This is a genomic window from Listeria goaensis (assembly GCF_900186125.1).
GTDB lineage: Bacteria > Bacillota > Bacilli > Lactobacillales > Listeriaceae > Listeria > Listeria goaensis.
In genome coordinates this window covers 103422-129179 of sequence record NZ_FYBQ01000007.1, presented here as the reverse complement: position 1 = coordinate 129179, position 25758 = coordinate 103422, and the positions used below count along the sequence as shown (strand labels likewise).

General features: G+C 40.1%; 26 protein-coding genes. 4 read left to right on the top strand and 22 right to left on the bottom strand.

Going from position 1 to position 25758, the window contains the following annotated elements:
• Nucleotides 1–5: 5 nt before the first annotated feature.
• Nucleotides 6–1139 carry a hypothetical protein gene (locus CFT42_RS09680; RefSeq protein ID WP_088810065.1) on the bottom strand — a complete coding sequence of 378 codons (1134 nt, stop codon included), beginning with the start codon at nt 1137–1139 and terminating at the stop codon, nt 6–8.
• A 12-nt stretch (nt 1140–1151) separates the two neighbouring features.
• Nucleotides 1152–2039 carry an ATP-binding cassette domain-containing protein gene (locus tag CFT42_RS09675; RefSeq protein WP_088816023.1) on the bottom strand — a complete coding sequence of 296 codons (888 nt, stop codon included), beginning with the start codon at nt 2037–2039 and terminating at the stop codon, nt 1152–1154.
• 150 nt (nt 2040–2189) lie between these two features.
• Between CFT42_RS09675 and gshAB the strand changes: the two genes are divergently transcribed.
• Together gshAB and CFT42_RS09665 are read left to right on the top strand one after the other, a co-directional pair.
• Nucleotides 2190–4523, top strand: coding sequence for a bifunctional glutamate--cysteine ligase GshA/glutathione synthetase GshB (gene gshAB, locus CFT42_RS09670; protein WP_088816022.1), 2334 nt, complete (start codon nt 2190–2192; stop codon nt 4521–4523).
• Between the two features lie 268 nt (nt 4524–4791).
• On the top strand, nt 4792–5346 hold the full coding sequence (locus CFT42_RS09665) for a fibronectin type III domain-containing protein (protein ID WP_088816021.1): 555 nt from the start codon (nt 4792–4794) through the stop codon (nt 5344–5346).
• A gap of 175 nt (nt 5347–5521) precedes the next feature.
• On the opposite strand, the gene ychF is transcribed toward CFT42_RS09665, so the two are convergent.
• The 15 genes from ychF to CFT42_RS09590 form a co-directional block, all read right to left on the bottom strand.
• Nucleotides 5522–6622, bottom strand: coding sequence for a redox-regulated ATPase YchF (ychF, locus tag CFT42_RS09660; RefSeq protein WP_088816020.1), 1101 nt, complete (start codon nt 6620–6622; stop codon nt 5522–5524).
• Nucleotides 6623–6770: 148 nt separating this feature from the next.
• The gene (locus tag CFT42_RS09655) at nt 6771–8237 is read right to left on the bottom strand and encodes a catalase (protein ID WP_088810070.1); all 1467 of its coding nucleotides are present in this window, start codon (nt 8235–8237) and stop codon (nt 6771–6773) included.
• Between the two features lie 107 nt (nt 8238–8344).
• Nucleotides 8345–8551, bottom strand: coding sequence for a DUF951 domain-containing protein (locus tag CFT42_RS09650; protein ID WP_369821467.1), 207 nt, complete (start codon nt 8549–8551; stop codon nt 8345–8347).
• Nucleotides 8552–8577: 26 nt separating this feature from the next.
• On the bottom strand, nt 8578–9423 hold the full coding sequence (locus CFT42_RS09645) for a ParB/RepB/Spo0J family partition protein (protein WP_088816019.1): 846 nt from the start codon (nt 9421–9423) through the stop codon (nt 8578–8580).
• Entirely contained in the window at nt 9416–10177 is a 762-nt protein-coding gene (locus CFT42_RS09640; RefSeq protein ID WP_088810073.1) for a ParA family protein, read from the bottom strand. The genes CFT42_RS09645 and CFT42_RS09640 overlap by 8 nt, the downstream gene beginning before the upstream one ends.
• Before the next feature lie 188 nt (nt 10178–10365).
• Nucleotides 10366–11103 (bottom strand): helix-turn-helix domain-containing protein, encoded by a 738-nt coding sequence (locus CFT42_RS09635; RefSeq protein WP_088810074.1) that lies wholly within the window; start codon nt 11101–11103, stop codon nt 10366–10368.
• 106 nt (nt 11104–11209) lie between these two features.
• Nucleotides 11210–11515: a hypothetical protein gene (locus tag CFT42_RS09630; protein WP_088816018.1), complete on the bottom strand. Its 306-nt coding sequence runs from the start codon at nt 11513–11515 to the stop codon at nt 11210–11212.
• Between the two features lie 13 nt (nt 11516–11528).
• The gene (gene noc / locus CFT42_RS09625) at nt 11529–12383 is read right to left on the bottom strand and encodes a nucleoid occlusion protein (RefSeq protein WP_088816017.1); all 855 of its coding nucleotides are present in this window, start codon (nt 12381–12383) and stop codon (nt 11529–11531) included.
• Nucleotides 12384–12454: 71 nt separating this feature from the next.
• Nucleotides 12455–13171: a 16S rRNA (guanine(527)-N(7))-methyltransferase RsmG gene (gene rsmG, locus CFT42_RS09620; protein WP_088816016.1), complete on the bottom strand. Its 717-nt coding sequence runs from the start codon at nt 13169–13171 to the stop codon at nt 12455–12457.
• A 132-nt stretch (nt 13172–13303) separates the two neighbouring features.
• A complete protein-coding gene (gene mnmG, locus CFT42_RS09615) occupies nt 13304–15190 on the bottom strand; it encodes a tRNA uridine-5-carboxymethylaminomethyl(34) synthesis enzyme MnmG (RefSeq protein WP_088816015.1) in 1887 nt (628 codons plus the stop codon).
• A 12-nt stretch (nt 15191–15202) separates the two neighbouring features.
• On the bottom strand, nt 15203–16576 hold the full coding sequence (mnmE, locus tag CFT42_RS09610; RefSeq protein ID WP_088816014.1) for a tRNA uridine-5-carboxymethylaminomethyl(34) synthesis GTPase MnmE: 1374 nt from the start codon (nt 16574–16576) through the stop codon (nt 15203–15205).
• Nucleotides 16577–16767: 191 nt separating this feature from the next.
• Nucleotides 16768–18015 carry a DUF1015 domain-containing protein gene (locus CFT42_RS09605; RefSeq protein ID WP_088816013.1) on the bottom strand — a complete coding sequence of 416 codons (1248 nt, stop codon included), beginning with the start codon at nt 18013–18015 and terminating at the stop codon, nt 16768–16770.
• 69 nt (nt 18016–18084) lie between these two features.
• The gene (locus CFT42_RS09600) at nt 18085–19269 is read right to left on the bottom strand and encodes a 3-phosphoglycerate dehydrogenase family protein (RefSeq protein ID WP_088810081.1); all 1185 of its coding nucleotides are present in this window, start codon (nt 19267–19269) and stop codon (nt 18085–18087) included.
• On the bottom strand, nt 19262–20356 hold the full coding sequence (gene serC / locus CFT42_RS09595) for a 3-phosphoserine/phosphohydroxythreonine transaminase (protein ID WP_088816012.1): 1095 nt from the start codon (nt 20354–20356) through the stop codon (nt 19262–19264). The genes CFT42_RS09600 and serC overlap by 8 nt, the downstream gene beginning before the upstream one ends.
• Before the next feature lie 273 nt (nt 20357–20629).
• Nucleotides 20630–20983, bottom strand: a complete 354-nt coding sequence (locus tag CFT42_RS09590; protein ID WP_088810083.1) for a hypothetical protein — start codon at nt 20981–20983, stop codon at nt 20630–20632.
• 203 nt (nt 20984–21186) lie between these two features.
• Between CFT42_RS09590 and CFT42_RS09585 the strand changes: the two genes are divergently transcribed.
• Nucleotides 21187–21786 (top strand): nitroreductase family protein, encoded by a 600-nt coding sequence (locus CFT42_RS09585; protein WP_088810084.1) that lies wholly within the window; start codon nt 21187–21189, stop codon nt 21784–21786.
• Between the two features lie 38 nt (nt 21787–21824).
• Here the strand turns inward: CFT42_RS09585 and CFT42_RS09580 are convergent, their stop codons facing one another.
• Nucleotides 21825–22142 carry a thioredoxin family protein gene (locus CFT42_RS09580; RefSeq protein WP_088810085.1) on the bottom strand — a complete coding sequence of 106 codons (318 nt, stop codon included), beginning with the start codon at nt 22140–22142 and terminating at the stop codon, nt 21825–21827.
• A 65-nt stretch (nt 22143–22207) separates the two neighbouring features.
• The gene (locus tag CFT42_RS09575) at nt 22208–23557 is read right to left on the bottom strand and encodes a hypothetical protein (RefSeq protein ID WP_088816011.1); all 1350 of its coding nucleotides are present in this window, start codon (nt 23555–23557) and stop codon (nt 22208–22210) included.
• A 112-nt stretch (nt 23558–23669) separates the two neighbouring features.
• Between CFT42_RS09575 and CFT42_RS09570 the strand changes: the two genes are divergently transcribed.
• Nucleotides 23670–24053 carry a VOC family protein gene (locus CFT42_RS09570; protein ID WP_205408901.1) on the top strand — a complete coding sequence of 128 codons (384 nt, stop codon included), beginning with the start codon at nt 23670–23672 and terminating at the stop codon, nt 24051–24053.
• A gap of 143 nt (nt 24054–24196) precedes the next feature.
• On the opposite strand, the gene CFT42_RS09565 is transcribed toward CFT42_RS09570, so the two are convergent.
• From CFT42_RS09565 to CFT42_RS09555, 3 genes are read right to left on the bottom strand one after another with little or no spacing between them, the layout of a single operon-like run.
• Nucleotides 24197–24988 carry a class A sortase gene (locus tag CFT42_RS09565; protein ID WP_088816009.1) on the bottom strand — a complete coding sequence of 264 codons (792 nt, stop codon included), beginning with the start codon at nt 24986–24988 and terminating at the stop codon, nt 24197–24199.
• Nucleotides 24989–25017: 29 nt separating this feature from the next.
• On the bottom strand, nt 25018–25530 hold the full coding sequence (locus CFT42_RS09560) for a DUF4352 domain-containing protein (RefSeq protein ID WP_088810089.1): 513 nt from the start codon (nt 25528–25530) through the stop codon (nt 25018–25020).
• Nucleotides 25527–25751 (bottom strand): FmdB family zinc ribbon protein, encoded by a 225-nt coding sequence (locus CFT42_RS09555; RefSeq protein ID WP_088816008.1) that lies wholly within the window; start codon nt 25749–25751, stop codon nt 25527–25529. Before CFT42_RS09555 ends, CFT42_RS09560 begins: the two co-directional genes overlap by 4 nt.
• Nucleotides 25752–25758: the final 7 nt, after the last annotated feature.

Below are 25758 nucleotides of genomic sequence, written 5' to 3'. Positions count from 1 at the left end.
TTATTTCAACTTGATTTTGCCATTTGGAAATACGCATTATAGCGCCGAACAATCCATATTGCTGCGAAAAAGGCAATGAAAAGGACGACAATTGCAATACTGAGATAAAGGGACAAGGAAATACCACTTTCTACATTGCCATCCGTAGCATTGGCAACAAATAAACCTGAACTGAGCGCGAAAAAGAAATACACAATCCATTTCACCCAGCCAAACGCGAACAATTGGCCATTGCGTTCCAATTTTTGGTTATTAAATAGCCAAATGGCGAAAATAACACATGCAATCATTAGTGCAAAGAAAAACCAAAGCGGGCCGACTGATTTTAACTGCATATCAAACGGCGAGAAGACTTTCAAATAGTCCTCACGTAAAATGAGCGATGACATATCTAATTCACCCTTATTGCGATTTAAAATCATATACATTTTGTCTAGGCTGGCGATAAGCAACACTGGGAAGAGAAGCGCACCAACACCTATTAAAACGCTCGCAACTGGCGAAGCAATACATAAGCCGATAATGACGGCTACTAAGAAAATTAAAATAAAACTTAGGTAGGCTCCTAAAATGTCGTGAAGCAATTTCGTTTTTTCCCAGTCAAGATATTCGGCTGGTATTTTAGCCTGAAAGTAAAGCATTCCCGCCCCTAAAGAACTGAGGAGACCGACTGTAATTGCGCTGATGCCTAGCAACATTTTGACCGATATAACGTGGCGTCTTTTGTATGGCAACATGGCGGTAAAGCGATTTTTGCGTGTGAACCGCTCAAAGGCAACGATAAATAATCCAAGAGCAAAGACAGCAATCTTAATGATGTCAAAGAAAATCGATCCTGTAAATGATATGTAATAAGGACTTATATCCTCATATTTTGGGTTTACCAACTCTGGAAATAGTGGATTCAAATAAACAATCGTTAAATTCGTTTTAATTTCTTCTTTGGAAAGCTGCAAATCGGGGTCACTTTCCTGTTCTTTTTGGAAACTTTCAGAATGATAATAGTCGCGCGTATCTGCCCACGTATTCGCATCCGTCATCAGCCCGCCAAAAATCCCGATAAAAAACATGATAACAAGAAGAACTAAAATCCATCTAGCGCTTTGCCACTCCTTGTACCACAATCCTTTTGAAAACATATTTTTTCCTCCTTATAACTCTAAGTACGAAATCTTTTCTTCTGCTAAATAAAAGGTGAAAATGTCCTCCATCGTCATGGTCATTTCCTCCAAGAGAAGGACTTGTTCTCGTTTTAAGCGCTCTAAAAAATCCTCTTTATCTTGTGATACGTAAATCGTAAAGATTCGTCCATTCCGGTAAAGCAGTTTCGCTTCCTGCTTAACAAAATCCGGCACACCTTTTGTTTTAAAAGCGACTTGAATTTTCATTGTCTGCTGCCTAAATTCTTCCAAATACAAATCCAGTTCAAGCGATGCGCCTTTTAGAAGTAAAACACGGTCAGCAATTTCGTCAAGCTCGTCTAGGCGATGCGAGGCGACTATAACGCTTGTATGTTTCTCCTTCGCCTGCTCTAAAATAAAATTCAAAATGTCACGTTTAATCATGACGTCAAGCCCTTCCATCGGCTCATCTAAAAGTAAATATTTCACATTTAAGGAAAAAGCTAAAATCATAAAGAATAACGCTTTCCTACCTTTTGAAAAAGAAATGATTTTGGTGTCCATCTTCATGTCAAAACGTTCCATTAGCTCTTGAAAATAAAATTCATCGAAATCCGTATAAATTGAGCGGTATAGTTTTACAATCGTCTTGACATTATGAGAGTTAAAATAATTCATACTATCTTCTAAAAAGAAGATTTCTCGCTTTAAAGCTGGCTTATTTAAAATATTCTCGCCATCAATTGTGACTTTTCCTTCATCTGGCAAAAAAATCCCTATTATCGTGCTGAATAAAGTTGTTTTTCCGACACCATTTCGTCCGATAAGCGCTGTAATTTCACCCGGCTTTAACTCAAAAGAAATATTTTGTAACACAATGTTGTTATCAATAACTTTTTTGATGTTTTCTACGCGCATAATATCCCATTCCTTCCAAAAATATACTCACCCATTTATTATACATGAAAGCAGTGTAACTATTAAAGTATTTCACAAACCAATTGTTATACTATTCACTCGCTTTGTTGTAATATTGAGTATGAAAATAAACGCGCCTGAGGTGAAAACATGATTAACTTAGATTCACAGTACATTTCTTTTATTAAAAAAAACCCTCTTTTAGCTAAACAACTTTTTTCGGGACATTTCGGATTGGAAAAGGAAAACTTACGCGTGACGCCTAGTGGGCATCTAGCGCTAACCAAGCATCCCTCTATTTTTGGACCAAAAGAAGAAAATCCATATATTAAAACCGATTTTTCGGAAAGCCAAGTTGAAATGATTACGCCTGTCTGCGATTCTGTGGAGGATGTTTATAATGCGATTACAAATTTGCATAATATTGTTTCGCTGGCGCTTCCTGAAAATGAGCAGCTTTGGCCAAACAGCAACCCTGCCCTTATTCCGGCCGAGGAGGACATTCCGATTGCCGAATACCAGACAAAGGATCATCCAAATCGCCTTTACCGCGAACATTTAGCGGTGGAGTACGGCAAGAAAATCCAGCTTTTATCTGGCATTCATTACAATTTCTCTTTTTCTGATGATTTTTTGAAAGAGCTTTTTCAAGCGTTTCGCAAGGAAAATGAGACGTTTCAGGCTTTTAAAAATCAGATTTACTTAAAAGTGGCCAAATATTTTATGAAAAATCGCTGGTTATTGATTTACTTAACGGGCGGCGGCCCTGCCTATATGGACGGCTTTACGACCGTTCCTGATGCTGTGAAAACTGCGGATAATGCGAGTATTATAAAAGACGGCATTTCCTTACGAAACAGCTCTGCGGGCTATAAAAACAAAGATTCCTTGCATATTGATTATGATTCTTTTGATGGCTACATTTCCTCAATTGCTAGCCACATTGAAAATGGTCGAATTAATAGTATGCGTGAATTTTACAATCCTATTCGGTTAAAAAATAGCCATACCGACCAAACGCTTGAAAGCCTAGCTGAACAAGGCGTTGAATATATTGAAATTCGCGCAATCGATTTAAATCCACTTGAGAAAAATGGGATTTCCAAGGAAACTTTGCATTTTATTCATCTGTTCTTAATTACTGGTTTGCTTTCTGAAAATAATCGACTTTGCCCTGATAATCAGCAGATATCTGATGATAATGAGGAGAAAATTGCACTTTTCGGCCTTGCACAACCACCTATTATGGGTTGTGACCATGTGGAAACTCCATTTTTAGAGGCTGGTTTGCTAGAATTAAACAAAATGTCGACGTTCCTTTCAGAGCTTGTCCCAGACGATAAGGAGCTGCAAGACGTCATTTCACTTCAAAAAGAACGTCTGGCTAACCCTGCAGAAACGATTTCCGCCCAAATTGCGACAAAAATTAAAGAGCTCGGCTATTTAAACTTTCATTTAAATGTCGCTAAGGAATCACTAGAAGAAGCAGATGCCGAAGCATACCGTTTTATCGGCGCGGAAGACATGGAACTTTCTACGCAAATTTTATGGAAATCTGCCTGGAAGAAAGGTTTAAAAGTCGACGTTTTAGACCGGTCGGAAAACTTTTTACGTCTGTCACTTGGTGATAAAAGCGAAATTGTGAAGCAAGCAACCAAGACGTCTAAGGATAATTATGTGACGGTACTTGTAATGGAAAATAAAGTGGTGACAAAACGCATTTTGGCTGAAAATGACATTCGTGTTCCGTTTGGGGAAAATCATACTGAGCTAGAGGATGCTCTTTTGAGCTATTCAAATTTCGCAGGAAAACAAATTGTGATTAAGCCTAAATCAACGAACTACGGTGTAGGCATCAGCATTTTTAAAAACTTTTTCACAAAAGAAGCTTTTGAAGAAGCTATCAAAATTGCGTTTAGCCATGACTCTGCGATTATGATTGAAGAATTCATTCCTGGCGATGAATATCGTTTTCTTGTAATGGGTGATGAAGTGGTGGCGGTGCTAAAACGAATTCCGGCTAACGTTGTTGGTGACGGAATTCACTCGATTCGCGAACTTGTGGAGGAGAAAAATTCGGATCCACTACGCGGGACAGATCATTTAAAGCCGCTCGAAAAAATCCAACAAGGGCCTGAAGAAACCTTGATGCTTTCGCAGCAGCAGTTGATGTGGGAGGATATACCGAATTTAAATCAAACGGTTTATCTCCGGGAAAACTCAAATATTAGCACTGGCGGTGATAGTATTAACGTCACTGATGAAATGGATTCTTACTATAAAGATTTGGCTGTTCGTGCGGCAAAAGTTGCCCATGCAAAGATTTGTGGTGTCGATATTATTGTGCCACCTAATCCAACTGACTATTTAAATGCAGCGATTATTGAGCTAAATTTCAATCCTGCTACTCATATGCATGCGTTTCCTTACAAAGGTGAACGTGTTGCGACAGGTGATAAAATTATCGATTATCTTTTTAAATAACCTTTTGGAGATAATTAGATTTTAAAAATAAAAAGCATGAAACCGGTAATCACGCCATTTTGAAATTGGCCCTACTGGTTGCATGCTTTTTATTTTGACCAGACTTTCTCATTTCACTTAAAACTCTAAAAGTTGGAATACGGACTGGGACTAGGGCTTTCCCCTCTTTTTAATGCCGTTTTTATTTTTGTATATAATTTTATTGATTTTCATTTTTTCGTATGATAATATATAAAAGAAAACAACACAAAAAAAGAGGAGGATTTACATGAACACTATTAAAAAAACTTTTTTCCCAGCACTTCTATTTTTAGCAATGGTTGCAGCAATTGTTTGGGTAGTACCTTCACAAGATGCTGAGGCAGCAGTTCCAGAAAATAATTTAACTTATCTTCTTACTTGGCAAGCGGCAACTGCCGAGATTGATCACTACACAATTTATAGAGATGGGCTGAAAATCGGATCCACTTTTGGAACTGGCTTCTATGATATGGGTCTTGCACATGGAACTACATATAAATATAGGATTGAAGCTACTTATAAAGATGGATCTGTGACCTATAGTCACGGTTATCCTCAAATCTACACAACACCTGGAACAAACGATTTGAAATTCCGCATATCTTGGAAATATTCAGGAGTCGGTTGTTACTTCAATGTGTTCCGTGATGGTATAAGAATCGCAACTACTGATGGTTTTACGTATACCGATCAAAACCTTACACCAGGAGAAACTTATACTTATAACCTACAAACTGTCGATAGAGCTGGAAATAAATCTGGAAAAACTGCTCCACTTTACTACACAGCTCCAAGTAATTAAAGCAGAGCCTATTCCTCTAAAAGTTTAGATTAAAAACTCTAACTTTTAGAGGTCTTTTTATTGTTTTAAATTTAAGTTACATATGGTTTAAGATTGTCTATAAAGAAAAACCCGACCGGCTAAATCCAGTCGAGTTTTAACTAAAATAGTAAGCTTTTGTTTCACGTGAAACACTTTATACGTTAAATCGGAAGTGGACAACGTCCCCATCTTGCATAAGGTATTCTTTTCCCTCCAGACGAACTTTCCCAGCCTCTTTAGCCGCTTGCTCTGAGCCGTATTCAACGAGTGCATCATATGCAACCACTTCGGCACGAATAAAGCCGCGCTCAAAGTCTGTATGGATAATTCCCGCACATTGCGGCGCCTTCATACCCTTACGGAAAGTCCATGCACGTACTTCTTGCACGCCAGCAGTGAAATACGTTGCTAATCCCAGTAATGAATATGCAGAACGAATTAATTTATCCAAGCCAGATTCTTCAATGCCAAGCGCTTCTAAAAATTCACGCTTATCTTCGTCTTCAAGTTCCGCAATTTCTTCCTCAGCGCGCGCGCATACTGCAATAACTTCTGAGCCTTCGCTAGCCGCGAATTCCTGCACTTTTTGCACATAAGGATTGCTAGACGGGTCAGCCACGTCTTCTTCACTCACATTCGCAACATAAAGAACAGGCTTTTTAGTTAAAAGGAAAAGGTTCTTGACGATTTTGTCTTCCTCTTCATTAAATTCCACTGCACGTGCTGGTTTATCGTTCTCAAAAGCATCTTTTAGCTTAGAAAGCACGTTAAATTCAGCGACAGCGTCCTTGTCTTTCTGCTTTGCAAGTTTCTCCACACGACCAATTCGCTTATCAACCGTTTCAAGGTCTGCTAAAATCAGCTCTAAATTGATTGTTGAAATATCGTCTAGCGGATCAACTCGGCCTTCAACGTGTGTAATATTTTCATCTTCAAAACAACGTGTCACATGACAAATTGCGTCCACTTGGCGAATGTGAGATAAAAATTTATTACCAAGCCCCTCACCTTTACTTGCTCCTTTTACAATCCCAGCAATATCGGTGAATTCAAACGTAGTTGGTACCGTCTTTTTAGGTTCTACAAGTTCAGTTAATTTATTTAAACGTTCATCAGGAACTTCTACAATTCCTACATTTGGATCAATTGTTGCGAAAGGATAATTGGCTGCTTCCGCCCCAGCTTTCGTAATTGCATTGAAAAGTGTAGATTTCCCTACATTGGGAAGCCCCACAATACCAGCTGTTAATGCCATGTTTAAATTGCTCCTTTGTTAGTTATTAACATACAAAACGAGTTAGTCTCGTTTATTTTCACTAAGTAACATTATAAAGGTTTTTCCCCTAAAATACCACCCTCCCATAAAAAAACAAGCCAGTTAAAACCGGCTCGTCAGTTTACTTTCATTTTAAATCTGTAATATGTTTTTCTAAATCAATACCTGTTCCGGCTGCAACTCGAGCTGCAAACTCGGGTTCAGCTTGATAGAAGTTGCGCAAGTTGCGCACTTTAATATCTTCACGGACAGTTTCCCAGTCATCAACAATATTTTTAACAAGCGCGTCACGCTCCGCTTCCGTATAACGATGCCACACTTCTTTCGCATGTCCAAAATTATTTTTCTTCTCCGCTTCAAGGCGGCCAGCAACATGACCTCGTATTTCTTGCTCTGGCTCAATATAAGTTGGATTTTCTTTTGGCTCCGTCTCATAACTATTTGGTTCAAAATTAATACCACTCGTCTGTTGTTTAAATGGCATTGCCCCATCACGTTGATTATTTTGCACAGGTGTTTTCGGGCTATTTATCGGCAATTGCAAATAATTTGGTCCCACACGGTGCCGCTGCGTATCTGAATACGAAAATAAACGACCTTGCAATAAGCGATCCTCCGACGGTAGCATACCTCTTACAAGCACTCCCGGATTAAATCCAACCGATTCCGTTTCCGCGAAAATATTTTCAGGGTTACGATTTAATTGGAGCGTTCCGACTAATTCATATGGGAAAACATCTTCAAACCAGTCTTTCGTAGCATCTAGTGGATTGAAATCAAATTTATCAAGGTCAGCTGGATCTAATACTTGCACATATAAATCCCACTCCGGATAATTACCTGCTTCAATGGCTTCATATAGGTCACGTGACGCATGGTTGAATTCTTTCGCCTGAATTTGAGAGGCTTGTTCGGTTGATAGATTGACAATCCCCGCTTTTGGTTGCCAACGCAATTTTACGTATACCGTTTTTCCTTCTTCGTTTATCCATTTAAACGCGTGTACACTTGAACCCCTAATTTCCCTATAAGAAGCAGGTGTTCCTTCGTCACTGAATAAGTATGTAATCATCGTAATCGCTTCTGGCGTCAAACTGATGAAGTCCCAATAACGGTTTGGGTCTTGAATATTTGTTCGCGGATCTGGCTTAAGCGAGTGGATTACATCTGGAAATTTAATAGCATCACGAATAAAGAAAACTGGTAAATTATTACCTACAAAATCATAGTTCCCTTCTTCTGTATAAAACTTAACTGAAAATCCGCGCGGGTCTCGAAGCGTTTCAGGAGAATGCAATCCGTGAATAACTGTTGAAAAACGAGCAAACACTTCGGTCTCCTGTCCTTCTTCTTGAAGAAAGTGCGCCATAGTATATTTTTTCATACTATTCTTAACAACAAATTTCCCGTGTGCGCCTGCTCCTCTCGCATGCACAACACGCTCTGGAACACGTTCTCTATCAAAATGGGCTAGTTTTTCAATTAATACATAATCCTCTAGCAAAGTAGGTCCTTTGAGTCCCGCAGTCATCGAGTTTTGATTATCACCAATCGGAACACCTTGATTTGTTGTCAAATCTTTTTTATCATTCATGTTTACCCCTCCATCTGTTTAAAATAATTATTAAATGATACTAATTATAGTGTAAGGTAGGCCATTTAATTATTCAACTATTTCAACTTAAAAAAAGAATCTAGATTCTAAGATCCAGATTCTTCAAATTTTGTAACTATTTTCTTCACTTTACGCTCAAACTCTCGTCTTGGCAGCATCACGCTATGCCCACAACCAACACACTTTATCCGAATATCCATTCCCATCCGAATAATTTGAAATTTATTTTCCCCACAAGGGTGAGGTTTTTTCATTTCAACAATATCGTTTAAACCAAAATCTAATTTATCCAAACTCACTCACCCTTCCAAGAACTCCTTTAATCCAAATCGATATCTAAAATATCTAAAATCCTGTTCAAATCGTCGTCCGACAAAAATTCGATTTCAATCTTTCCTTTTTTATCTCGGCGTTTAATATTAACTGCTGTTCCAAATTTACTCCGCAATCGATCTTCACTTTCGCGAATATAAGCTGGTATCTTCTTAGGCTTTAATGTTTCACGTGAAACATTCTCATTTGTTTCCGTAACTAGTTTCTCTAACTGTCTAACAGTCAAGCCATCTTTCACCGTTTTTTTCGCAAGCGGTAAAATGTTTTTCTTTGCTTTTAAACCTAGCAACGCCCGACTATGTCCAACTGATAACGAGCCATCTCGCAGCATATCTTGAACTTCATCTGGTAAAGTTAACAACCTGATAAAATTAGCAATATACGGACGACTTTTCCCAACACGTTCCGCTAATCTGGCTTGTGTTAATTTTAAATTCTCCATTAAAAATGCGTATGATTCGGCCTCTTCTAGCGGAGACAAGTCTTCACGTTGTAAGTTTTCTATAACGGAAAGCTCCATTAATTCAACATCGCTAAGTTGGCGTACAACAGCTGGTATTTCTTCTAAATTCGCCGCTTTGGAAGCTCTGAAACGTCGTTCACCTACTACAATTTGATACTTGTCATCAATTTGGCGTAAAATAATGGGCTGTAAAACACCGTGCGTCTTAATTGAATCCCGCAATTCATTGATGGCCTTCTTATCAAAATTCTTTCTTGGCTGAAATGGATTTGCTTCGATTTTCTGAGTTGCAACAAAAACAACTGCTTCTTCATTCGTATCCACTGTATTAAAAAGTGCATTTATACCTTTACCAAGGCCTTTAGCCATGCGAAATCACTTCCTTCGCTAGTTCTAAATAAACTTCTGCCCCTTTTGATTTTGCGTCGTATAGAAGAATCGGTTTCCCGTGGCTAGGCGCTTCACTAAGTCGAATATTTCTCGGAATGATTATATCAAACACTTTATTTTGGAAATATTTTTTAACTTCTTCAATGACTTGAAGACCTAAATTCGTTCGCGCATCTAGCATGGTTAGAAGTACTCCCTCAATTTGCAAATCTGCATTTAAATGCTTCTGTACAATTCGGATTGTATTTAACAACTGGCTAAGCCCTTCTAGCGCATAATATTCGCATTGAACTGGAATAAGCACAGAATCTGATGCAGTGAGCGCATTTAAAGTTAATAGTCCTAATGATGGTGGACAATCAATTATAATGTAATCGTACTCTTCTTTCAGCGTATCAATTGCTTTTTTAAGCCGGATTTCTCTAGAGATAGCTGGTACCAATTCCACTTCTGCCCCAGCAAGCTGAATAGTAGCCGGAACGACATCCAGATTATCTAATTCTGTCTTCTGTCTAACTTCTTGAATTGGAACATCATCAACGAGAACATTATAAACACAATTTGTAATCTCGCCTTTATTAATGCCCACTCCACTCGAAGCATTCCCTTGTGGATCAATGTCCACAAGCAAAACCTTCTTTCCTAAGAAAGCCAGGCTTGAACTCAAATTAACTGAAGATGTAGTCTTTCCTACACCACCCTTTTGATTTGCTAATGCAATAACTTTGGTCACTTTTTTCTCACCAACCCTTATCTACTTGCTGAAATATATATCTTCTTTTCTATTTTACCAAAACTTTTTGATTTCGTCTTATATTTCTTCAAAAAAATGTTTCACGTGAAACATTTTAACTGAATTCCATTGTTTTACAACACATAAAAAGACGCCACAAAGGGCGCCCTTAAAGGATTTATAGCATATTATTTCGCTGAGATTTCATTTAAATTAAATGTTGCCTTAACTTCCAGTGCCTGCCAAGCCTTTTGATACATACGCAAAGTCAAATCTGGATCTCCTGCTTCAATACGCTCGATAATTGTTGGCGATAAGTCTGATTTTAGCGCCATATCAAGTTGAGACCACTTCTTAGCAATTCGCTTGGCAAAAACAAATTGACCTAGTCTCGCAGAAAAACTATCTAAATAGTGAACGATACCTTCGTTTTCATACGCAAGTTCTTTTAAAGTGTTAAAATCATAGTCGCTCATACCAATGCTTAGCTCGGCCTTTACACGACTTAGGAAAATTCGTTTTGCTTCCTCACGATAAGCTCCCATGTTATCTGTAAATGGGTTCTTATCTTTGAAATATCCTTTAGCAAAACAGTAGTATGTTTCAGATTCTGAGAAGGCAGTAAAATAAATAAGGCGGCAGTTTTTATCTTTAAAATGAATTTTCATTTCTTGAATAGGTTGGTCGATGGACGTTTCAATACGCGTGCTTTGCAGGGAATACGCTTGGCTCTTCCCTATCGTAAGATGAATATCTGGTAAAATTTGCTTGCCAGTACTCATTTTTCTTGTTTCCGCTTGTTCCAATTGTAACAGCCCTTGAAGAAGTAACGTTGCCATCAAAGGTTCTTCAAGAATTAAGTTGCGTACAAAGTCATACGCTTGAAATTCACCTTGTTCGTCTTTTACAAAAACAATTTTAGCCATACACCTGCGCGGTTAACCCGCTCCCTCCTTTATCTCTTATCTGTTTTTTACATTTTCCTTTTTCTATACCCTAAAAAAAGAAAAACAATCCCTTGCAAGATTGCCTCTAGTTGTTTGCTGCATCGTACTTTTTCGCTTTTTTATACCAGCCATAAATATCACGTACGAGTAGGATAATATATACGAAAGCAACAATGTACATTAAATAACCTAATCCCATATTTAAAAATGCTCTTGCCGTGCTCACTTCAGACGCCGCACGACTCGTCATCATCGGGTACATAAAGAAAATAACCATGCGTTGCGGTTGCAAGCTCAAGATAGCCGTTGTAATAGAAGATACGAATGATGGTAAAATCATTGCCGCGCAACTAATTCCGATAATATGCCAAATAATTTTCACGATTTTCATAACAGATTCCTCCCTATGATTTATTTTTTGGAATCTGAATCGTAATCTCAAAAAATTCCTCGGATTCCTGCTCTTTAACTTCTAAGTCTAACCCACTTTTTTGAACCAGCTGAACAGATTCTTTAATCGTGTTAAGCGCAATGCGAACATCCTTACTGACAGCCCGAATTTGTGGCTTTTTAGGCTTAGGAGCTTCTTCTTTTTTTGTTAAAATTTCTTGAATAAGTTGGTCGGTTTGTTTCACATTAAAATTTTGCTTGATAATTTCGTTTAAAACCAATGTTTGCTGCGCCTCTGTTTCAAGAGCGAGAAGCGCACGCGCATGCCTCTCAGAAATATCTTTCACCAAAACCGCGTCCTGAACCTCTTTAGGCAACTTCAAAAGCCGTAGTTTATTCGCAATAGCCGATTGGCTCTTCCCAACTTGTTTGGCTAAATCGCCTTGCGTCACACTTTGCATATCAAGAAGCGCATCATACGCTTTCGCTTCCTCAATTGGCGTCAACTGTTCGCGCTGCAAATTTTCAATTAATGCAATCGCAGCCGTATCATCATCATTAAAATTCTGAATAATCGCAGGGATTTTTTCTAAATTTAAATGGCGCGCCGCACGATACCTTCTTTCTCCAGCAATAATTTCATAGCCGCCATCTTTTATTTCGCGCACTACGATGGGCTGAATTAAACCGTGAATTTGGATGGTTTCAGCCAATTCTTCAATTTTATCTTGATTAAAAACCGTTCGCGGTTGAAATTGGTTAGGTATAATGGAATCAATTGACAGCTCTTCAACATGTTTTTGCAAACTCATTTCTTCGGCTTCGTTATTCTCATTTTTATCCTTTTTTCCAAATAGTGAAAAAGCCATGCAGTTTCGTCCTTTCCAAGCTTCGTTCGCTCATTTTAAGTCCTACCTCTATTTTAGCAGAATGAAAAACATTACTCAATCGGTTGTTTATTCGGCGTTCCCGCCTTACGCGGATACTTATTCGGTGTTTCCTTTGTTTTTTCAATGACATATATATTTCGTTCGCTTCGCTCAACTGGAAGTTCAAACGCAAAATGATTCGTCACTTTTCCCCCAAAAAGAGAAATTGCCTTTGCAGCCACTTCGAGCTCCTGCTCCGCCTGCTGTGCCTTCATCGCAAGGAAAACTCCGCCTTTTTTCACAAGCGGTAAGCATAGCTCCGACAACACACTCATTCGCGCAACGGCACGAGCTGTTACGAGGTCAAACTGCGCCCGGTGTGCCTTGTTTTGGCCGAATGTTTCCGCACGGTCATGATAGAAATTCACATTTCCAAGTTGCATTTGTTCCGCCAAATGATTCAAAAATGTAATTCGTTTCGCGAGGGAATCGACAATGCTAACTTCAAGGTGTGGGAAGCAAATTTTAAGTGGAATGCTTGGAAAACCAGCGCCCGCCCCAACATCACAGACAGATTTAACATTTGTAAAATCTACAAAAAAAGCAGCCGAAATCGAATCATAGAAATGTTTCAAATACACGTCTTGTTTTTCAGTGATTGCTGTTAAATTCATCTTTTCATTCCATTCGACCAGCGTTTTATAGTAACAATCAAATTGATTCATTTGATCTTCATTTAAAAGAATGCCTTTTTCAGCAAGAGCAGCCTTAAATTGTTCTGGATTCATTTTCTTCCCCTTTTCCAATCATTTTCCATTTTATTTTATCATAACTCGGGCATTCTTGTTAGACTATACCAACAAAAAAAGCATTTAAATCGGAATCAGCCAAGCTAAAACCTGTTTAAATGCTTCTTAAGCTTATTTCACTTTCGCAATTTTTCCTTGTTCAATATAAACGAGCAAAATGGAAATATCTGCTGGGTTGACGCCGCTAATTCGGCTAGCTTGTGCGATGGAAAGTGGTCGAATTTTTTTGAGCTTTTCAACCGCTTCTGTCGCAAGTCCGAAAATCGCGTCATAATCAATATTTTCAGGGATTTTCTTGTCTTCCATGCGCTTCATTTTTTCAACTTGCTGATAGGACTTTTCGATGTAGCCTTCATATTTGATTTGAATTTCCACTTGTTCTGCAACATCCGGTGAAGCAATTGTTTCACGTGGAACAATTTGGATGATTTTTTCGTATGTCAATTCTGGACGGCGCAAGAAATCTGCGGCTAAAATACCATCTTTAAGTTCGGCGCTACCTAAACTGCGTAGCATCGCTTGGACTTCCTCAGTCGGCTTAATTCGCGTCTTTTGGAGGCGTTTGATTTCTGCTTCAATTTCGGCTTTCTTTTCTAGGAAGCGAGCGTAGCGAGCATCCGAAATCAAACCAATTTCATGTCCAATTTCCGTTAAGCGCAAATCCGCATTATCATGGCGTAGCAGTAAACGGTATTCTGCGCGAGAGGTCAATAGACGGTACGGTTCCTCCGTCCCCTTTGTAACCAAATCATCAATTAAAACACCAATATACGCCTCGTCGCGGCCTAGAATAATTGCGTCCTTGCCTTGCACCTTGCGGCAAGCGTTAATTCCCGCCATCAGGCCTTGACCGGCCGCTTCCTCATAACCACTCGTGCCGTTCAGTTGTCCGGCTGTAAACAAGCCCGGAATAAGTTTCGTTTCAAGCGATGGCCAGAGCTGGTCAGGCATCACCGCATCATATTCAATCGCGTAGCCCACACGCATCATTTCAACATTTTCAAGCCCCGGAATCGTCCGAAGCATTTTTTCTTGAACGTCTTCTGGCAAGCTCGTTGAAAGCCCTTGGACATAAACTTCTTCAGTGTTGCGACCTTCCGGTTCAAGGAAGATTTGATGGCGCGGCTTATCACTAAAACGCACGATTTTGTCTTCAATGGACGGGCAATAACGCGCGCCCGTTCCTTTTTTCGTGGCTGTAAACATTGGCGAGCGACTTAAATTTTCATTAATAATGGTATGTGTGCCTTCATTTGTGTAAGTGAGCCAACACGGCAATTGGTCAAGCACCATGCTAGTTGTTTCAAAGCTAAATGAACGCGGGTTTTCGTCTCCCGGTTGAATTTCTGCTTGCGAATAATCAATCGAACTTGATTTGACACGCGGAGGGGTGCCCGTTTTAAAACGTCTTAAAATGAAGCCTAATTCCTCCAAGTGTTCGGACAGCTTGACGGACGGTTGCTGATTGTTTGGACCACTGGAATATCTTAGTTCGCCGACAATAATTTCACCGCGCGAAAAAGTACCCGTCGTTAAAATGACAGCATCCGCCGTGTATTTTGCACCGCCATTTGTAATGACACCTTTGCAAACTCCGTCTTCGATGACTAGGCGATCAACGAGACCTTGCTTTAGCGTAATATTAGGCTCTTTTTCGATGGTGTGCTTCATTTCGTGCTGATAATCCCATTTGTCCGACTGTGCACGGAGCGCGCGCACTGCTGGGCCTTTTCCGGTGTTTAGCATGCGCATTTGCACATACGTTTTATCCGTGTTACGTCCCATTTCGCCGCCGAGCGCATCGATTTCGCGTACGACAACGCCTTTTGCGGGACCGCCGACAGACGGATTACACGGCATGAATGCCACCATATCCAAATTAATTGTGAGCATGAGCGTTTTTGCGCCCATACGCCCGCTAGCTAAGCCTGCTTCAACGCCTGCGTGGCCAGCTCCAACGACAATAACATCATATTGTCCTGCATCATAAATTTGCATCTATTTCACTCCTTATTTTCCAAGGCAAAACTGATTAAATAATTGATCTAATAATTCGTCCTGTACCGAGTCGCCTGTAATTTCGCCTAGCAAGTCCCAGGCGCGGGTCATATCAATTTGCACGATATCAACTGGCATGCCTGTTTCAACACCTAAAATGACAGCGTCTAGCGCGTCTGACGCCTGATGAAGCAAGGCGATGTGGCGCACGTTTGAAACATACGTCGCATCTCCAGCATCAATTTCGCCAGTGAAGAAGAGCGTTTTAATTGCTTCCTCAAGCTCCACAATGCCGCCGTCCGTTAACATGGATGTTTCTACGACTGGTTGCCCGCCTGCTAAACGCGTGACGCTAGCGATATCTATTTTGCGTTCTAAATCGGTTTTGTTTAACACGACAACAAAACGGGTTCCGCGTGCGGCTTCAAAAAGCGCCTCGTCCTCTTTCGTTAGCGGTTCATTTTGGTTCAAAACGAGCAACAGAAAATCGGCTTCTGCGAGAGCTTTTCGTGATCGTTCTACCCCGATTTTTTCTACAATATCCTCGGTTTCGCGAATGCCCGCCGTATCAATCAAGCGAAGCGGCACGCCGCGCACATTCACGTACTCTTCAATGATGTCACGCGTCGTTCCTGCGATGTCCGTGACAATCGCTTTATCTTCCTGAATGAGCTGATTCAAAAGCGATGATTTCCCCACATTTGGTCGGCCGATAATGGCCGTCGCAAGACCTTCTCGTAGAATTTTCCCCTGACTTGCGGTTTGAAGCAACTGGTTCACCGACGCTTTCACGAGGTGCGTTTTCTCGAGTAGCATTTTCACGGTCATTTCTTCCACGTCGTCGTATTCTGGGTAGTCGATGTTCACCTCGACTTGCGCTAGCGCGTCTAAAATTTCCTGTCTAAGGCTCCGTATTAAGCGCGACAAATTGCCGTCCATTTGCTTGAGCGCAATGCCCATCGCTCTGTCCGTTTTCGCTCGAATTAAGTCCATCACGGCTTCCGCTTGTGATAAATCAATTCTTCCGTTTAAAAAGGCGCGTTTTGTGAACTCTCCTGGTTCAGCTAGGCGAGCGCCACTTCTTAGTAGGAGCTGCAACACCTGATTCACCGATACGATGCCACCATGGCAATTGATCTCCACAACATCTTCACGTGTAAACGTCCGTGGCGCACGCATAACCGAGACCATCACCTCTTCAATTGTTTCGCCTTCTTCTTTTATATGACCATAATGAATGGTATGACTTTCTGCGTCACTAAGCCGTTTTTTGGCATAAAAAATACGATCCGCTACTGGAATCGCCTCATCACCGCTTAATCGAATAATTGCAATGGCACCCTCGCCTGGCGGTGTTGAGATCGCAGCAATAGTATCAAAATCCATTCTACCCCACCTTTCTCCGCAACAAAACGGATAAATTTAGTTTGAATAAATTTTCATTTGCACTCAACAGTTCGCTCTGCTTTCACCAAAGCTTGCTATTCACAAGTTATAAAATTTAATATCTACTATTTTAACTTATCCACATGTGAATAACAACCGTTTTTTTAAAATTAGACTGATGAAGATTATCATCAGTCTAATTTACTTTCTAGTTCGTGGACAAAAAGACCGCTTAATAGTTTAGGTTCAAACCATGTGGATTTTGGTGGCATAATTTCATTGGCGTCTGCCACGCTTAGTAGGTCATTCATTGTTGGCGGGTACATGGCGAAGGCAATAGAAAATTCGCCACTATCTACGCGTTTTTCTAGTTCGGAAAGGCCGCGAATGCCGCCAACAAAATCGATGCGGTCGTCACGTCTAATATCGCGGATGTCGAAAATCGGTGTGAGCACTTCATTTTGGAGAATCGAAACATCAAGGCTGCCGATGACATCATTCGGTATGCGACTTTTTTTGGCGGTTAAGCCGTACCAATTGCCGCCTGTGTAAAGTCCAATTTGTTTTGGCGCGCTTGGTTTAAACGGCGCAGATTGTTTTTCTGTGATGTCAAAACGCGCTTTTAGTTGGTCGAAGAAATCGGTCGGGATAGGTACATTTAAAACGCGATTGTAGTCGAGGATTTCGAGTTCTTCAGCCGGGAATAAGACAGCTAAAAAGAAATTGAATTCCGCGTCTGGCCCTTCATTCGGGTGCGCCTCCCTCCGTTTTAATCCTACCTTAACAGCCGATTCCGTGCGATGGTGGCCGTCCGCAATGTAAAGCGCCGGAATGGACGCGAATGCCGCCGAAATGCTTGCGACAATGTCCGCATCGTCAATATGCCAAACCTTGTGTGCCACATCGTGAAAGCTTGTAAAATCATAAATAGGGTCGTTTTCAGCCTTAAATTGCTGAATCACAGCATTGATTTCTGCTTTTCCACGGTACGTCAAAAAAATCGGACTCGTATTCGCATCACAAGTGTCAACATGACGAATCCGGTCGAGCTCCTTTTCCTCCCGCGTGAACTCATGCTTTTTAATCTTCCCAGAAATATAGTCGTCAATCGCCGTCGTTGCTGCAATCCCCGTCTGCGTGCGCCCATTCATCTCCAGTTCATAAATGTAAAAACCCGCACGAACATCTTTTTTCAACCATTCTTTTTGTAAAAACGCCCGTAAATTTTCTTTCGCTTTTAAGTAAACCATGTCATCATACGGCGATAATGATTTCTCAAGATCAATTTCCGCTTTATCAATATGTAAAAATGAATATTCATTCGCATCGCCTAGCACCCTTGCTTCTGCACTACTTAAAACATCGTATGGCAAGGACGCCATTTTATTCGCTACATTTTCATTCGGTCTTACTGCCTGAAACGGTCGTACATTCACCATTAGTTTTCCTCCTAAATTTGAAGAGCCTCAAGAAATTTCTCAAGGCTCCATTATTTCCCGGGAAATAATTTATACCGTAACGCCTAAAGGCTCGATAATTCGCACACGCAAAATGCCACCAACAGCTTCTAATTCAAGCTTGATTGCTTCTAAACTATTGGAATCATTTCGGTCCATATCGACTAGCGTATATGCATAATCGCCGCGGCTACGGTTCGTTAAATCCATAATGTTCATCGCATGATTCGCGACAATCGTCGTCACTTGTCCAACCATGTTCGGGATATTGCGGTGGCACACACCAATTCGCGGATGCCCGTTATAGGGCATATCAACCGCTGGATAGTTCACCGAATTTTTGATGCTACCTGTTTCTAAGAAATATTGTAATTCGCGGGACGCCATCAGCGCACAATTGGTTTCCGCTTCTTCCGTTGAAGCACCAAGGTGAGGTAGGACGCGAACTTTTTCCGTTTGAAGCAGCTGCTTGGTTGCAAAGTCAGTAATATACATGCGCAATTGATTGGCTTCTAGCGCCTCACAAATTGCGTCTTGATTCACAAGTTCCCCGCGGGAGAAGTTAAGCAACACGGCGTTTTGCTTTAATAAAAGCAAGGTTTCCGCATTGAACATTTCGCGCGTATTGTCGCGCAGCGGAACATGAACCGTAATATAGTCGCATGTCGCTAAAACTTCTTCAAGTGTGATGGCACGTTTGACGTCTTTTGAAATCTTCCATGCCGTGTCCACCGAAACATACGGGTCAAAGCCAACGACATCCATACCGAGCGCCACCGCATCATTGGCAACCAGTGCACCAATCGCGCCAAGTCCAATAATACCTAATTTTTTCCCATAAAGCTCCGTTCCAGAAAAAGCCTTTTTGCCCGCTTCTACTTTCGTTTCAACATCCTCGTCATCGATTCCTTGCACCCAAATGTTGCCCTCGATAATCGGCCGAGCCGCCATAAATAAACTCGCAAGCACTAACTCCTTCACCGCATTTGCATTGGCTCCAGGCGTATTAAATACGACAATACCGCGCTCCGAGCAGACTTCAAGCGGAATATTATTCACACCCGCACCAGCGCGCGCAATCGCCTTTAATGATTCCGGGAAATCATAATCGTGCAGACCATAACTTCTAAGTAAAATACCATCAGGGGACGCATTCGCATCAAGCACATATTTTTCCAAATCAAAAGTTCTTAACCCCTCATCGGCAATCGCATTTAACGTTTCAATATTAAACATGAACCTTTCCCCCTTCATGGCTACGTGCAAAATCCTTCATAAAAGCAACAAGCGCCTCAACGCCTTCAATTGGAAACGCATTGTACACGCTCGCCCGCATTCCGCCAACCGAACGATGCCCTTTTAAATTCACAAAACCTTTTTTTAGAGCCTCTTTTATAAACGCTTGATCTAGTTCTGCGTCACTGGTCGTAAAAGGAATATTTGTCAGCGAACGAACAGACGGCTCAACAGGTGAGCTAAATAGATTCGATTCATCGATATACGAATAAAGCAGACCTGCTTTTCGGCGATTCAAAGCCTCCATGCCGCTCACACCGCCTTGCGCCTTAATCCATTCGAATACTAGTTTCGCCACATATATCGCAAACGTAGGCGGCGTATTGTGCATCGACCCATCATCTGCCATCACCTGATAATCAAGCATAGAAGACAAGTTCTCCGCCCCCCCAATTAAATCCTCGCGAACAATGACAATCGTAAGTCCAGCTGGGCCGATATTTTTTTGCGCACCCGCATAAATAAGTCCAAAATCACGCACATCGTAGTGGCTCGCTAAAATATTCGATGACATATCCGCAACTAACGGCACATCACCCGTCTTAGGCACGTTAAATATCGCTGTTCCTTCAATCGTATTGTTTGCTGTAATATGCAAATAAGCTGCATCTTCAGACGGTGCAGGGATATTTGGAATATAGCTGAAATTTCTATCTTCAGATGACGCAATGACGGAAGTCGTAACATTCGGCAGCTTTTTAGCCTCTGAAATTGCCTTTTTCGACCAACTTCCTGTATTCACAAATTCTATTTTTTTGCCTTGCGCTAAATTTAAAGGCACCATCGCAAATTGTAAACTTGCACCGCCCTGTAAAAAAAGCACTTTGTAATTATCTGGAATATCCATTAACTCGCGAAGCAGCTGCTCGGCCGAATCAATAATTTCTTGAAAAAGTGCAGACCTATGGCTTAGCTCCATGACTGACATCCCTGATCCTTTATACGATAATAGTTCTTCTTGGACTTGCTTTAGTACTGGAACTGGCAAAGTTGCCGGTCCCGCTGAAAAATTATAGACACGCTCCACTCATCATCGCTCCTGTTCACAGTCATTTTACTAAAAAACGAATCACCAGTATTTCTTCTCAAAAGGTTACCAATCATTTGCGCCAACCGGTGAGACATGAGCCTTTTTTGTTTTTTTCGACAAGACACCTACTTTCGAAATTGTGAAGTTAGCCACAATTTTTTAAATTGCTTAAAAAAACTGTCTTTTTATACTTTTGTATATTATAGCAGAAGCTCTTTTGAATTTAAACAAAAAAATAGCAAACGACCATGATAGTCGCTTGCTATTTCCCTACATTAATTCAATATTCACTATATCGCTAAATTGAACGGCATAGATAATTCCAAGTACATCTTGCAGTAAAATCTCCTGCGTTACTTCATCTAATTCGAGAGGCACAAGCTCTAACGTGCGTACCCAGCCTAACCCGTGAAAAGCTTCCGGATCTTCAAATGGAGCCAAGTTTAAATGGGCTACGTCGGCCTCCTCAAAATATTGCAACCGCACCAGCCATTCTCGTTTTATGGCATCTTGAAGTGTAATAAGAAAACTTTCTTGTTCCACAACATCGCGCACTGGACGCACTTTTAAAGACGCTAGACTGGTATCAAATTCAATTTCTTTTAGCGGCAAAGCATAAACCATTATCATCACCTCTTCCTAATCCCATCATACGAACAAATGTTCTTTTTTGCAAGTTTTTTATTCTTACTTTTAAATTTTTTTCATTTAGAACCGCAACATAGATAGCGTTTACATGAACTTTTCTCGAAATTTTATAGTTGAAATTAAAAATATAGTTGCTATACTTATGTAAGTAGATAACATTTAAAAAGGAGTTTTAATCAATGACAAATACATTTTTAGATTCAATTAAAGTTCGCCGTTCCATCTATGCTTTAGACAAAAACGTCTCTTTATCACAAAACGAAATCGAGGACATCATCAAGGAAGCCGTTAAATTAAGCCCATCTTCTTTTAATTCCCAAAGTTCTCGTGCCGTTATTCTTTTTGGAGAAAGCCATGACAAGCTTTGGAATATGACGGAGGAAACGCTTCGCGGCATCGTTCCTGCTGAAAGCTTTGCGTCCACTGAAGAAAAAATCGCTTCATTCCGTGCTGGCTACGGCACCGTTTTATTCTTTGAAGATACAGAAGTTATCGAAGGCTTACAAGAAAACTTCGCTTTATACGCAGACAACTTCCCAATCTGGTCTGAACAATCAACTGGTATCGCGCAACATTCTGTATGGGTGGCACTTGCAAACGCTGGAATTGGCGCGTCCTTGCAACATTACAACCCCCTAATTGATGATGCTGTACAAGCTGAGTTCGACCTTCCAGCAAACTGGAACTTACGCGCACAAATGCCATTTGGTAACATTGTCGCTGAACCAGGTGAAAAAGAATTTATCGATGACGAAAAACGTTTCCGTACGTTTAAATAAAAAAAGAAGCCACATGTCGCTGAATGACATGTGGCTTTTTAAATGAAACTTTTTACGCGACTACGAAGCTCCTCGCAACTTACAATTCCCGCAATACTCCCTTTTATTTCACCATCCACAATTACGATGGAATTCGGAATCCCTTTCACTTGAAAACGCTCCGCAAGTGGTCTTTCTTTATCTATATTTACCTTCACAACTTGAATAAATTCGCCTTCCATCTCAGAAAATCGGTCTAGCGTTGGCCAAAAACATCGGCACGGTGCGCACCATTCCGCCCAAAAATTCAATAATATTCTCGGATGATTGGAAATTAATTCGTCAAGTTCCTCTTCTTTCGCATGTATAATCGCCATTTCCCTCACCTCTCGTTCAGATTATGCCAAAGTCCATTATGCGTCAAGCAAACGAGCTTAGGTGTTTACTTTTTAACACTTTTTACATATTTTTTTATCCCGATAAACCAGTAACTCATAATCGCAAGTGCAATTACACCAGCAGCAAAAAGCAAATCTGGGAGAAAAGCATGCTCAAAATTTCCTTTACCGCCGAGCGCGTAGACAACATTTGTGATCGTCAACTTTTCAGAAAAAAGGCTCCCTAGGAAAAGCAAGAACACCAATGTAATTTGATGTGCAATACTGCCTAATTTATTCCAACGACTTCGGAGCAACAAACTCGCGTCTTTCATCGCGTCCGACGAATGACTATACGCCTGCCGATTTAAAAACCGGCCCGTCATTGAAGAAAACATGCCTATAATGAAAACGCCAATTGAAATCGTCCATGGGAAAACCATACAGACTACCCCAATAGCTATTCCTATCGCGTATAGCTCCAAAATCGGGCGCTTTTTCCAAAATTTCTTAAACAACGGTTCAAATAGCAGTGAAAATATAATGCCGAAAAAATACACTAAATAAATTCTAAACATCATGTAATTGAAATTTTGCTCTGCTAAAGAGTAAAACGTCCCATATAAGAGGGCAAAACTAACGGCCATTCCTTGACCAAGTGAAAAATAGTGAACTAGCACGGATAGTTTTAAAACAGGACGGAAGCGAATAAGCGTCACGGTTAAGATGATAATCCCTACTAGGCAGGCTAGAACTGCAAGGGTTACTAGGCTTGCCAAATCAGTTGTTCGGACACCTTTTATAACGAAAATGATGGCTGAAAACACAAGAAAAATAATAAATGGGCGCATTAAAAAGCCGGTTTTTTCAATTCTCCCCACTTCATAATTTGGCAATTTGTAAACAAAATAGAAAGTCACAACTAAAAGTAGCGCATAAAATAAGAACGCCACCCATGGAAAAGTAAACTTCACGAGGAAGATTGCGGCACAAATTGCGACAAGGAGAACAGAAAGCGCAGCTAAGTAATTTTTATTGCTCATTTTTCTCCCATAAAAAAATCGCTCGTGATATTGCAAAGTAATGTAAAGTGGCAGAATCATACTGCTTGAAATCCCGATAAAAATGGCACCGATTTCAATCCAAAATGTTGCAAACGGGGCAAGCGTGGCAATTAGCGAACCGAATATGCCCATGCATAAAAGTAGCAATAAATGCTGTTTGGCGTTCATTCTTCTACCGAATGCGTTAAATAAAAATGTTCCTGTGTAATTAAACACGTAAAAAATAATAAGTGCGGCATAGCCGTTTAGCCAGCCTTCGTACTCATTTCCGACTAAAATAAATAGTAGATATGGCAAAAATGGCGCTGCATTCACAACCGCATACATATAAAACTTCCCTCTAGGGCTCATCCAATTCAACCTCCCTATTCCTTTTCAATCATACACTTTTTCTAGCGACTTTTCACACATTATTAGCCATGTTATAATGCAAAAAAAGACGTTTTTAGAAGGAGGAATTCAGTTGAAAGAAATCAATTCTTTTCTAATGTTCCAAAATAAAGCGGCTGAACAGGCGATACAGCTCTATTTAGAAACTTTTCGTGATGCGGAGATACTCTTCATAAATAAACATCCAAATGAAGCTGATGGCATCATGCTTGGGAAAATCAAAATCCATAATTTAGAAATTTTCATAAGCGATAGCAGCGTTAAACACGATTTTGATTTCACCCCATCTACTTCTTTTTTCATTAACTGTGAGGATTTAGAAGAACTCGAATCCTATCTTGCCCTACTTTCCGCAGATGGCAAAGTTTTAATGCCTCTAGATAACTACGGATTTAGCCAAAAATTCGCATGGGTATCAGACCGCTTTGGCATTTCATGGCAATTAAATCTACCATAATGTTTCACGTGAAACAATTTTTAAATCTCTCACAATAGGTTTGCGATGATAATTTTGTTTTCACCCATTTTTCGGCAAGCAAAAAGGAGCCTCCAATACGCGAGACTCCTTTTCATTTTATTCTAAACTAATTGAGGCCTAGGTTATTTATTCTTTTTAGGCTTTCTCCACATAATCACAATTATGAGGCCAACTATAAAAATAACACTTATTCCGATAATGATTGTCCAAAAGTTAAAGGTTGGCATTGTTTTCGTTTGAAAAACCATTTCGCTCTTACTTACTTGAGTTAATGAGAGTTTCTGTACTAAGTCTGCCGTTACAATGAGGCGATTTGTTGTTGCTGTTGGTTTGTCACAAGTAATAAGCGTAAGTGTAGGCTTTTCCGTTTGTTTCAACACATTTGTATTCGTTTCTGGAACTACTTTTACGTTTGAAATTTGGTAGCTGTATTGAAATGTGTCGTCTTGGAGATAAACCTTTTCTCCCTTTTTTGCATTCATAAGAGGACCAAAGAAAGCATTCTCTCGGTGAATATGATGGGCGGCTAAAACATAGTTACCCTCTCCCATTTTCCGGTCACTAACCACCGGAGCTGCACCTACATATAAATTTTCGTTTGTCATTTTTTGTAATATCGGTAGCTGGATATGGAGCTCCGGTATGCTAATTCCGCCAACAACATCCTCCGAATAGTTGTGCGTCGCTGATTTCGATATGCCTTTTACGGATGGTGGCTGTATATCTGCAGGCGTATTGCTCTTAGGAGCTTCTGTGCTCGCCTTATCTTCATTTGCTGCAAGTTCTTGACTTGTATACTGCGTTACATCATATTTAGTCGTCTGGTAAGTTAGGTATTCATTTTTCAGAAAAGGTATACTAAAAAGAAGAACACCAATCCAGATTAGCAAATAGCAAGTAATTCGGAATTTCATAACTTAGTGACTCCCTTATTTAAAACAGATTAATTCTGTATTTTTATCGATTTTTGTTGAGCTGTTTTTGTGCTTGAAATAACAAGTTCCAGACTATCTGCTTTTGCTGCTTTTGCAGGCATTTCAAAAACGAGTTGTCCTTCTTTACTTTCTCCCTTTGCTAAAGTACTCAAGAAAAAGACATCTTTCATTTTCCCGTCTTTATTTAAAGCGTTTGAAATTGTTGCGCTTTCAGATAATGGATATTCTTTTTTTGTTTTTGTATCTTTTATTTTAAATGTCAATAGGCTAGCCGGCTGCTCTTTATTAGCTTGATTGGTCATTTCAGCATCTAAGATGAGAAATGTTCCTGTTGCTTTCTTTTTCCACTCAGAAGTCCCGACTTGATCTGTCGTTTCTTGACTTAATACTTGTACTTTCATGTTGTCTACAACTGCACTAGTAGCTTCTTCTTTAAAATTAAACGCCCAGTAGCCTCCAAATCCAATCAAAACTACACTGACAACGATAATGAACAAATACCATTTATTACGTTTCTTCATTTTTGAATCTCTACTTTCTTTTTAAAATTGCGATGAAAAGTTGTTCGACATTTTGGACAGCTTACATTTTGCATTTTTTGTTGAATTGTAAAATGATAACCACACTTCTTACAATGAAAACTTACCTCTTTATTTTTTAAATAGGCTTGAATAATCGCTTCTTGTTCCTTTAGCGACTTCTTTTGAATCCTTGGATATGTTTCGGGCTCATTATTTTTCAATTTTTTA

What these genes read in the sequence shown, in the direction of transcription:
- CFT42_RS09680 (WP_088810065.1), bottom strand. Translation starts at nt 1,139, where the DNA reads ATGTTTTCAAAAGGATTGTGGTACAAGGAGTGGCAAAGCGCTAGATGG.
- CFT42_RS09675 (WP_088816023.1), bottom strand. Translation starts at nt 2,039, where the DNA reads ATGCGCGTAGAAAACATCAAAAAAGTTATTGATAACAACATTGTGTTA.
- gshAB (WP_088816022.1), top strand. Translation starts at nt 2,190, where the DNA reads ATGATTAACTTAGATTCACAGTACATTTCTTTTATTAAAAAAAACCCT.
- CFT42_RS09665 (WP_088816021.1), top strand. Translation starts at nt 4,792, where the DNA reads ATGAACACTATTAAAAAAACTTTTTTCCCAGCACTTCTATTTTTAGCA.
- ychF (WP_088816020.1), bottom strand. Translation starts at nt 6,622, where the DNA reads ATGGCATTAACAGCTGGTATTGTGGGGCTTCCCAATGTAGGGAAATCT.
- CFT42_RS09655 (WP_088810070.1), bottom strand. Translation starts at nt 8,237, where the DNA reads ATGAATGATAAAAAAGATTTGACAACAAATCAAGGTGTTCCGATTGGT.
- CFT42_RS09645 (WP_088816019.1), bottom strand. Translation starts at nt 9,423, where the DNA reads ATGGCTAAAGGCCTTGGTAAAGGTATAAATGCACTTTTTAATACAGTG.
- CFT42_RS09635 (WP_088810074.1), bottom strand. Translation starts at nt 11,103, where the DNA reads ATGGCTAAAATTGTTTTTGTAAAAGACGAACAAGGTGAATTTCAAGCG.
- CFT42_RS09630 (WP_088816018.1), bottom strand. Translation starts at nt 11,515, where the DNA reads ATGAAAATCGTGAAAATTATTTGGCATATTATCGGAATTAGTTGCGCG.
- noc (WP_088816017.1), bottom strand. Translation starts at nt 12,383, where the DNA reads ATGGCTTTTTCACTATTTGGAAAAAAGGATAAAAATGAGAATAACGAA.
- rsmG (WP_088816016.1), bottom strand. Translation starts at nt 13,171, where the DNA reads ATGAATCCAGAACAATTTAAGGCTGCTCTTGCTGAAAAAGGCATTCTT.
- mnmG (WP_088816015.1), bottom strand. Translation starts at nt 15,190, where the DNA reads ATGCAAATTTATGATGCAGGACAATATGATGTTATTGTCGTTGGAGCT.
- mnmE (WP_088816014.1), bottom strand. Translation starts at nt 16,576, where the DNA reads ATGGATTTTGATACTATTGCTGCGATCTCAACACCGCCAGGCGAGGGT.
- CFT42_RS09605 (WP_088816013.1), bottom strand. Translation starts at nt 18,015, where the DNA reads ATGGTGAATGTACGACCGTTTCAGGCAGTAAGACCGAATGAAAATGTA.
- CFT42_RS09600 (WP_088810081.1), bottom strand. Translation starts at nt 19,269, where the DNA reads ATGTTTAATATTGAAACGTTAAATGCGATTGCCGATGAGGGGTTAAGA.
- CFT42_RS09590 (WP_088810083.1), bottom strand. Translation starts at nt 20,983, where the DNA reads ATGGTTTATGCTTTGCCGCTAAAAGAAATTGAATTTGATACCAGTCTA.
- CFT42_RS09585 (WP_088810084.1), top strand. Translation starts at nt 21,187, where the DNA reads ATGACAAATACATTTTTAGATTCAATTAAAGTTCGCCGTTCCATCTAT.
- CFT42_RS09580 (WP_088810085.1), bottom strand. Translation starts at nt 22,142, where the DNA reads ATGGCGATTATACATGCGAAAGAAGAGGAACTTGACGAATTAATTTCC.
- CFT42_RS09575 (WP_088816011.1), bottom strand. Translation starts at nt 23,557, where the DNA reads ATGAGCCCTAGAGGGAAGTTTTATATGTATGCGGTTGTGAATGCAGCG.
- CFT42_RS09565 (WP_088816009.1), bottom strand. Translation starts at nt 24,988, where the DNA reads ATGAAATTCCGAATTACTTGCTATTTGCTAATCTGGATTGGTGTTCTT.
- CFT42_RS09560 (WP_088810089.1), bottom strand. Translation starts at nt 25,530, where the DNA reads ATGAAGAAACGTAATAAATGGTATTTGTTCATTATCGTTGTCAGTGTA.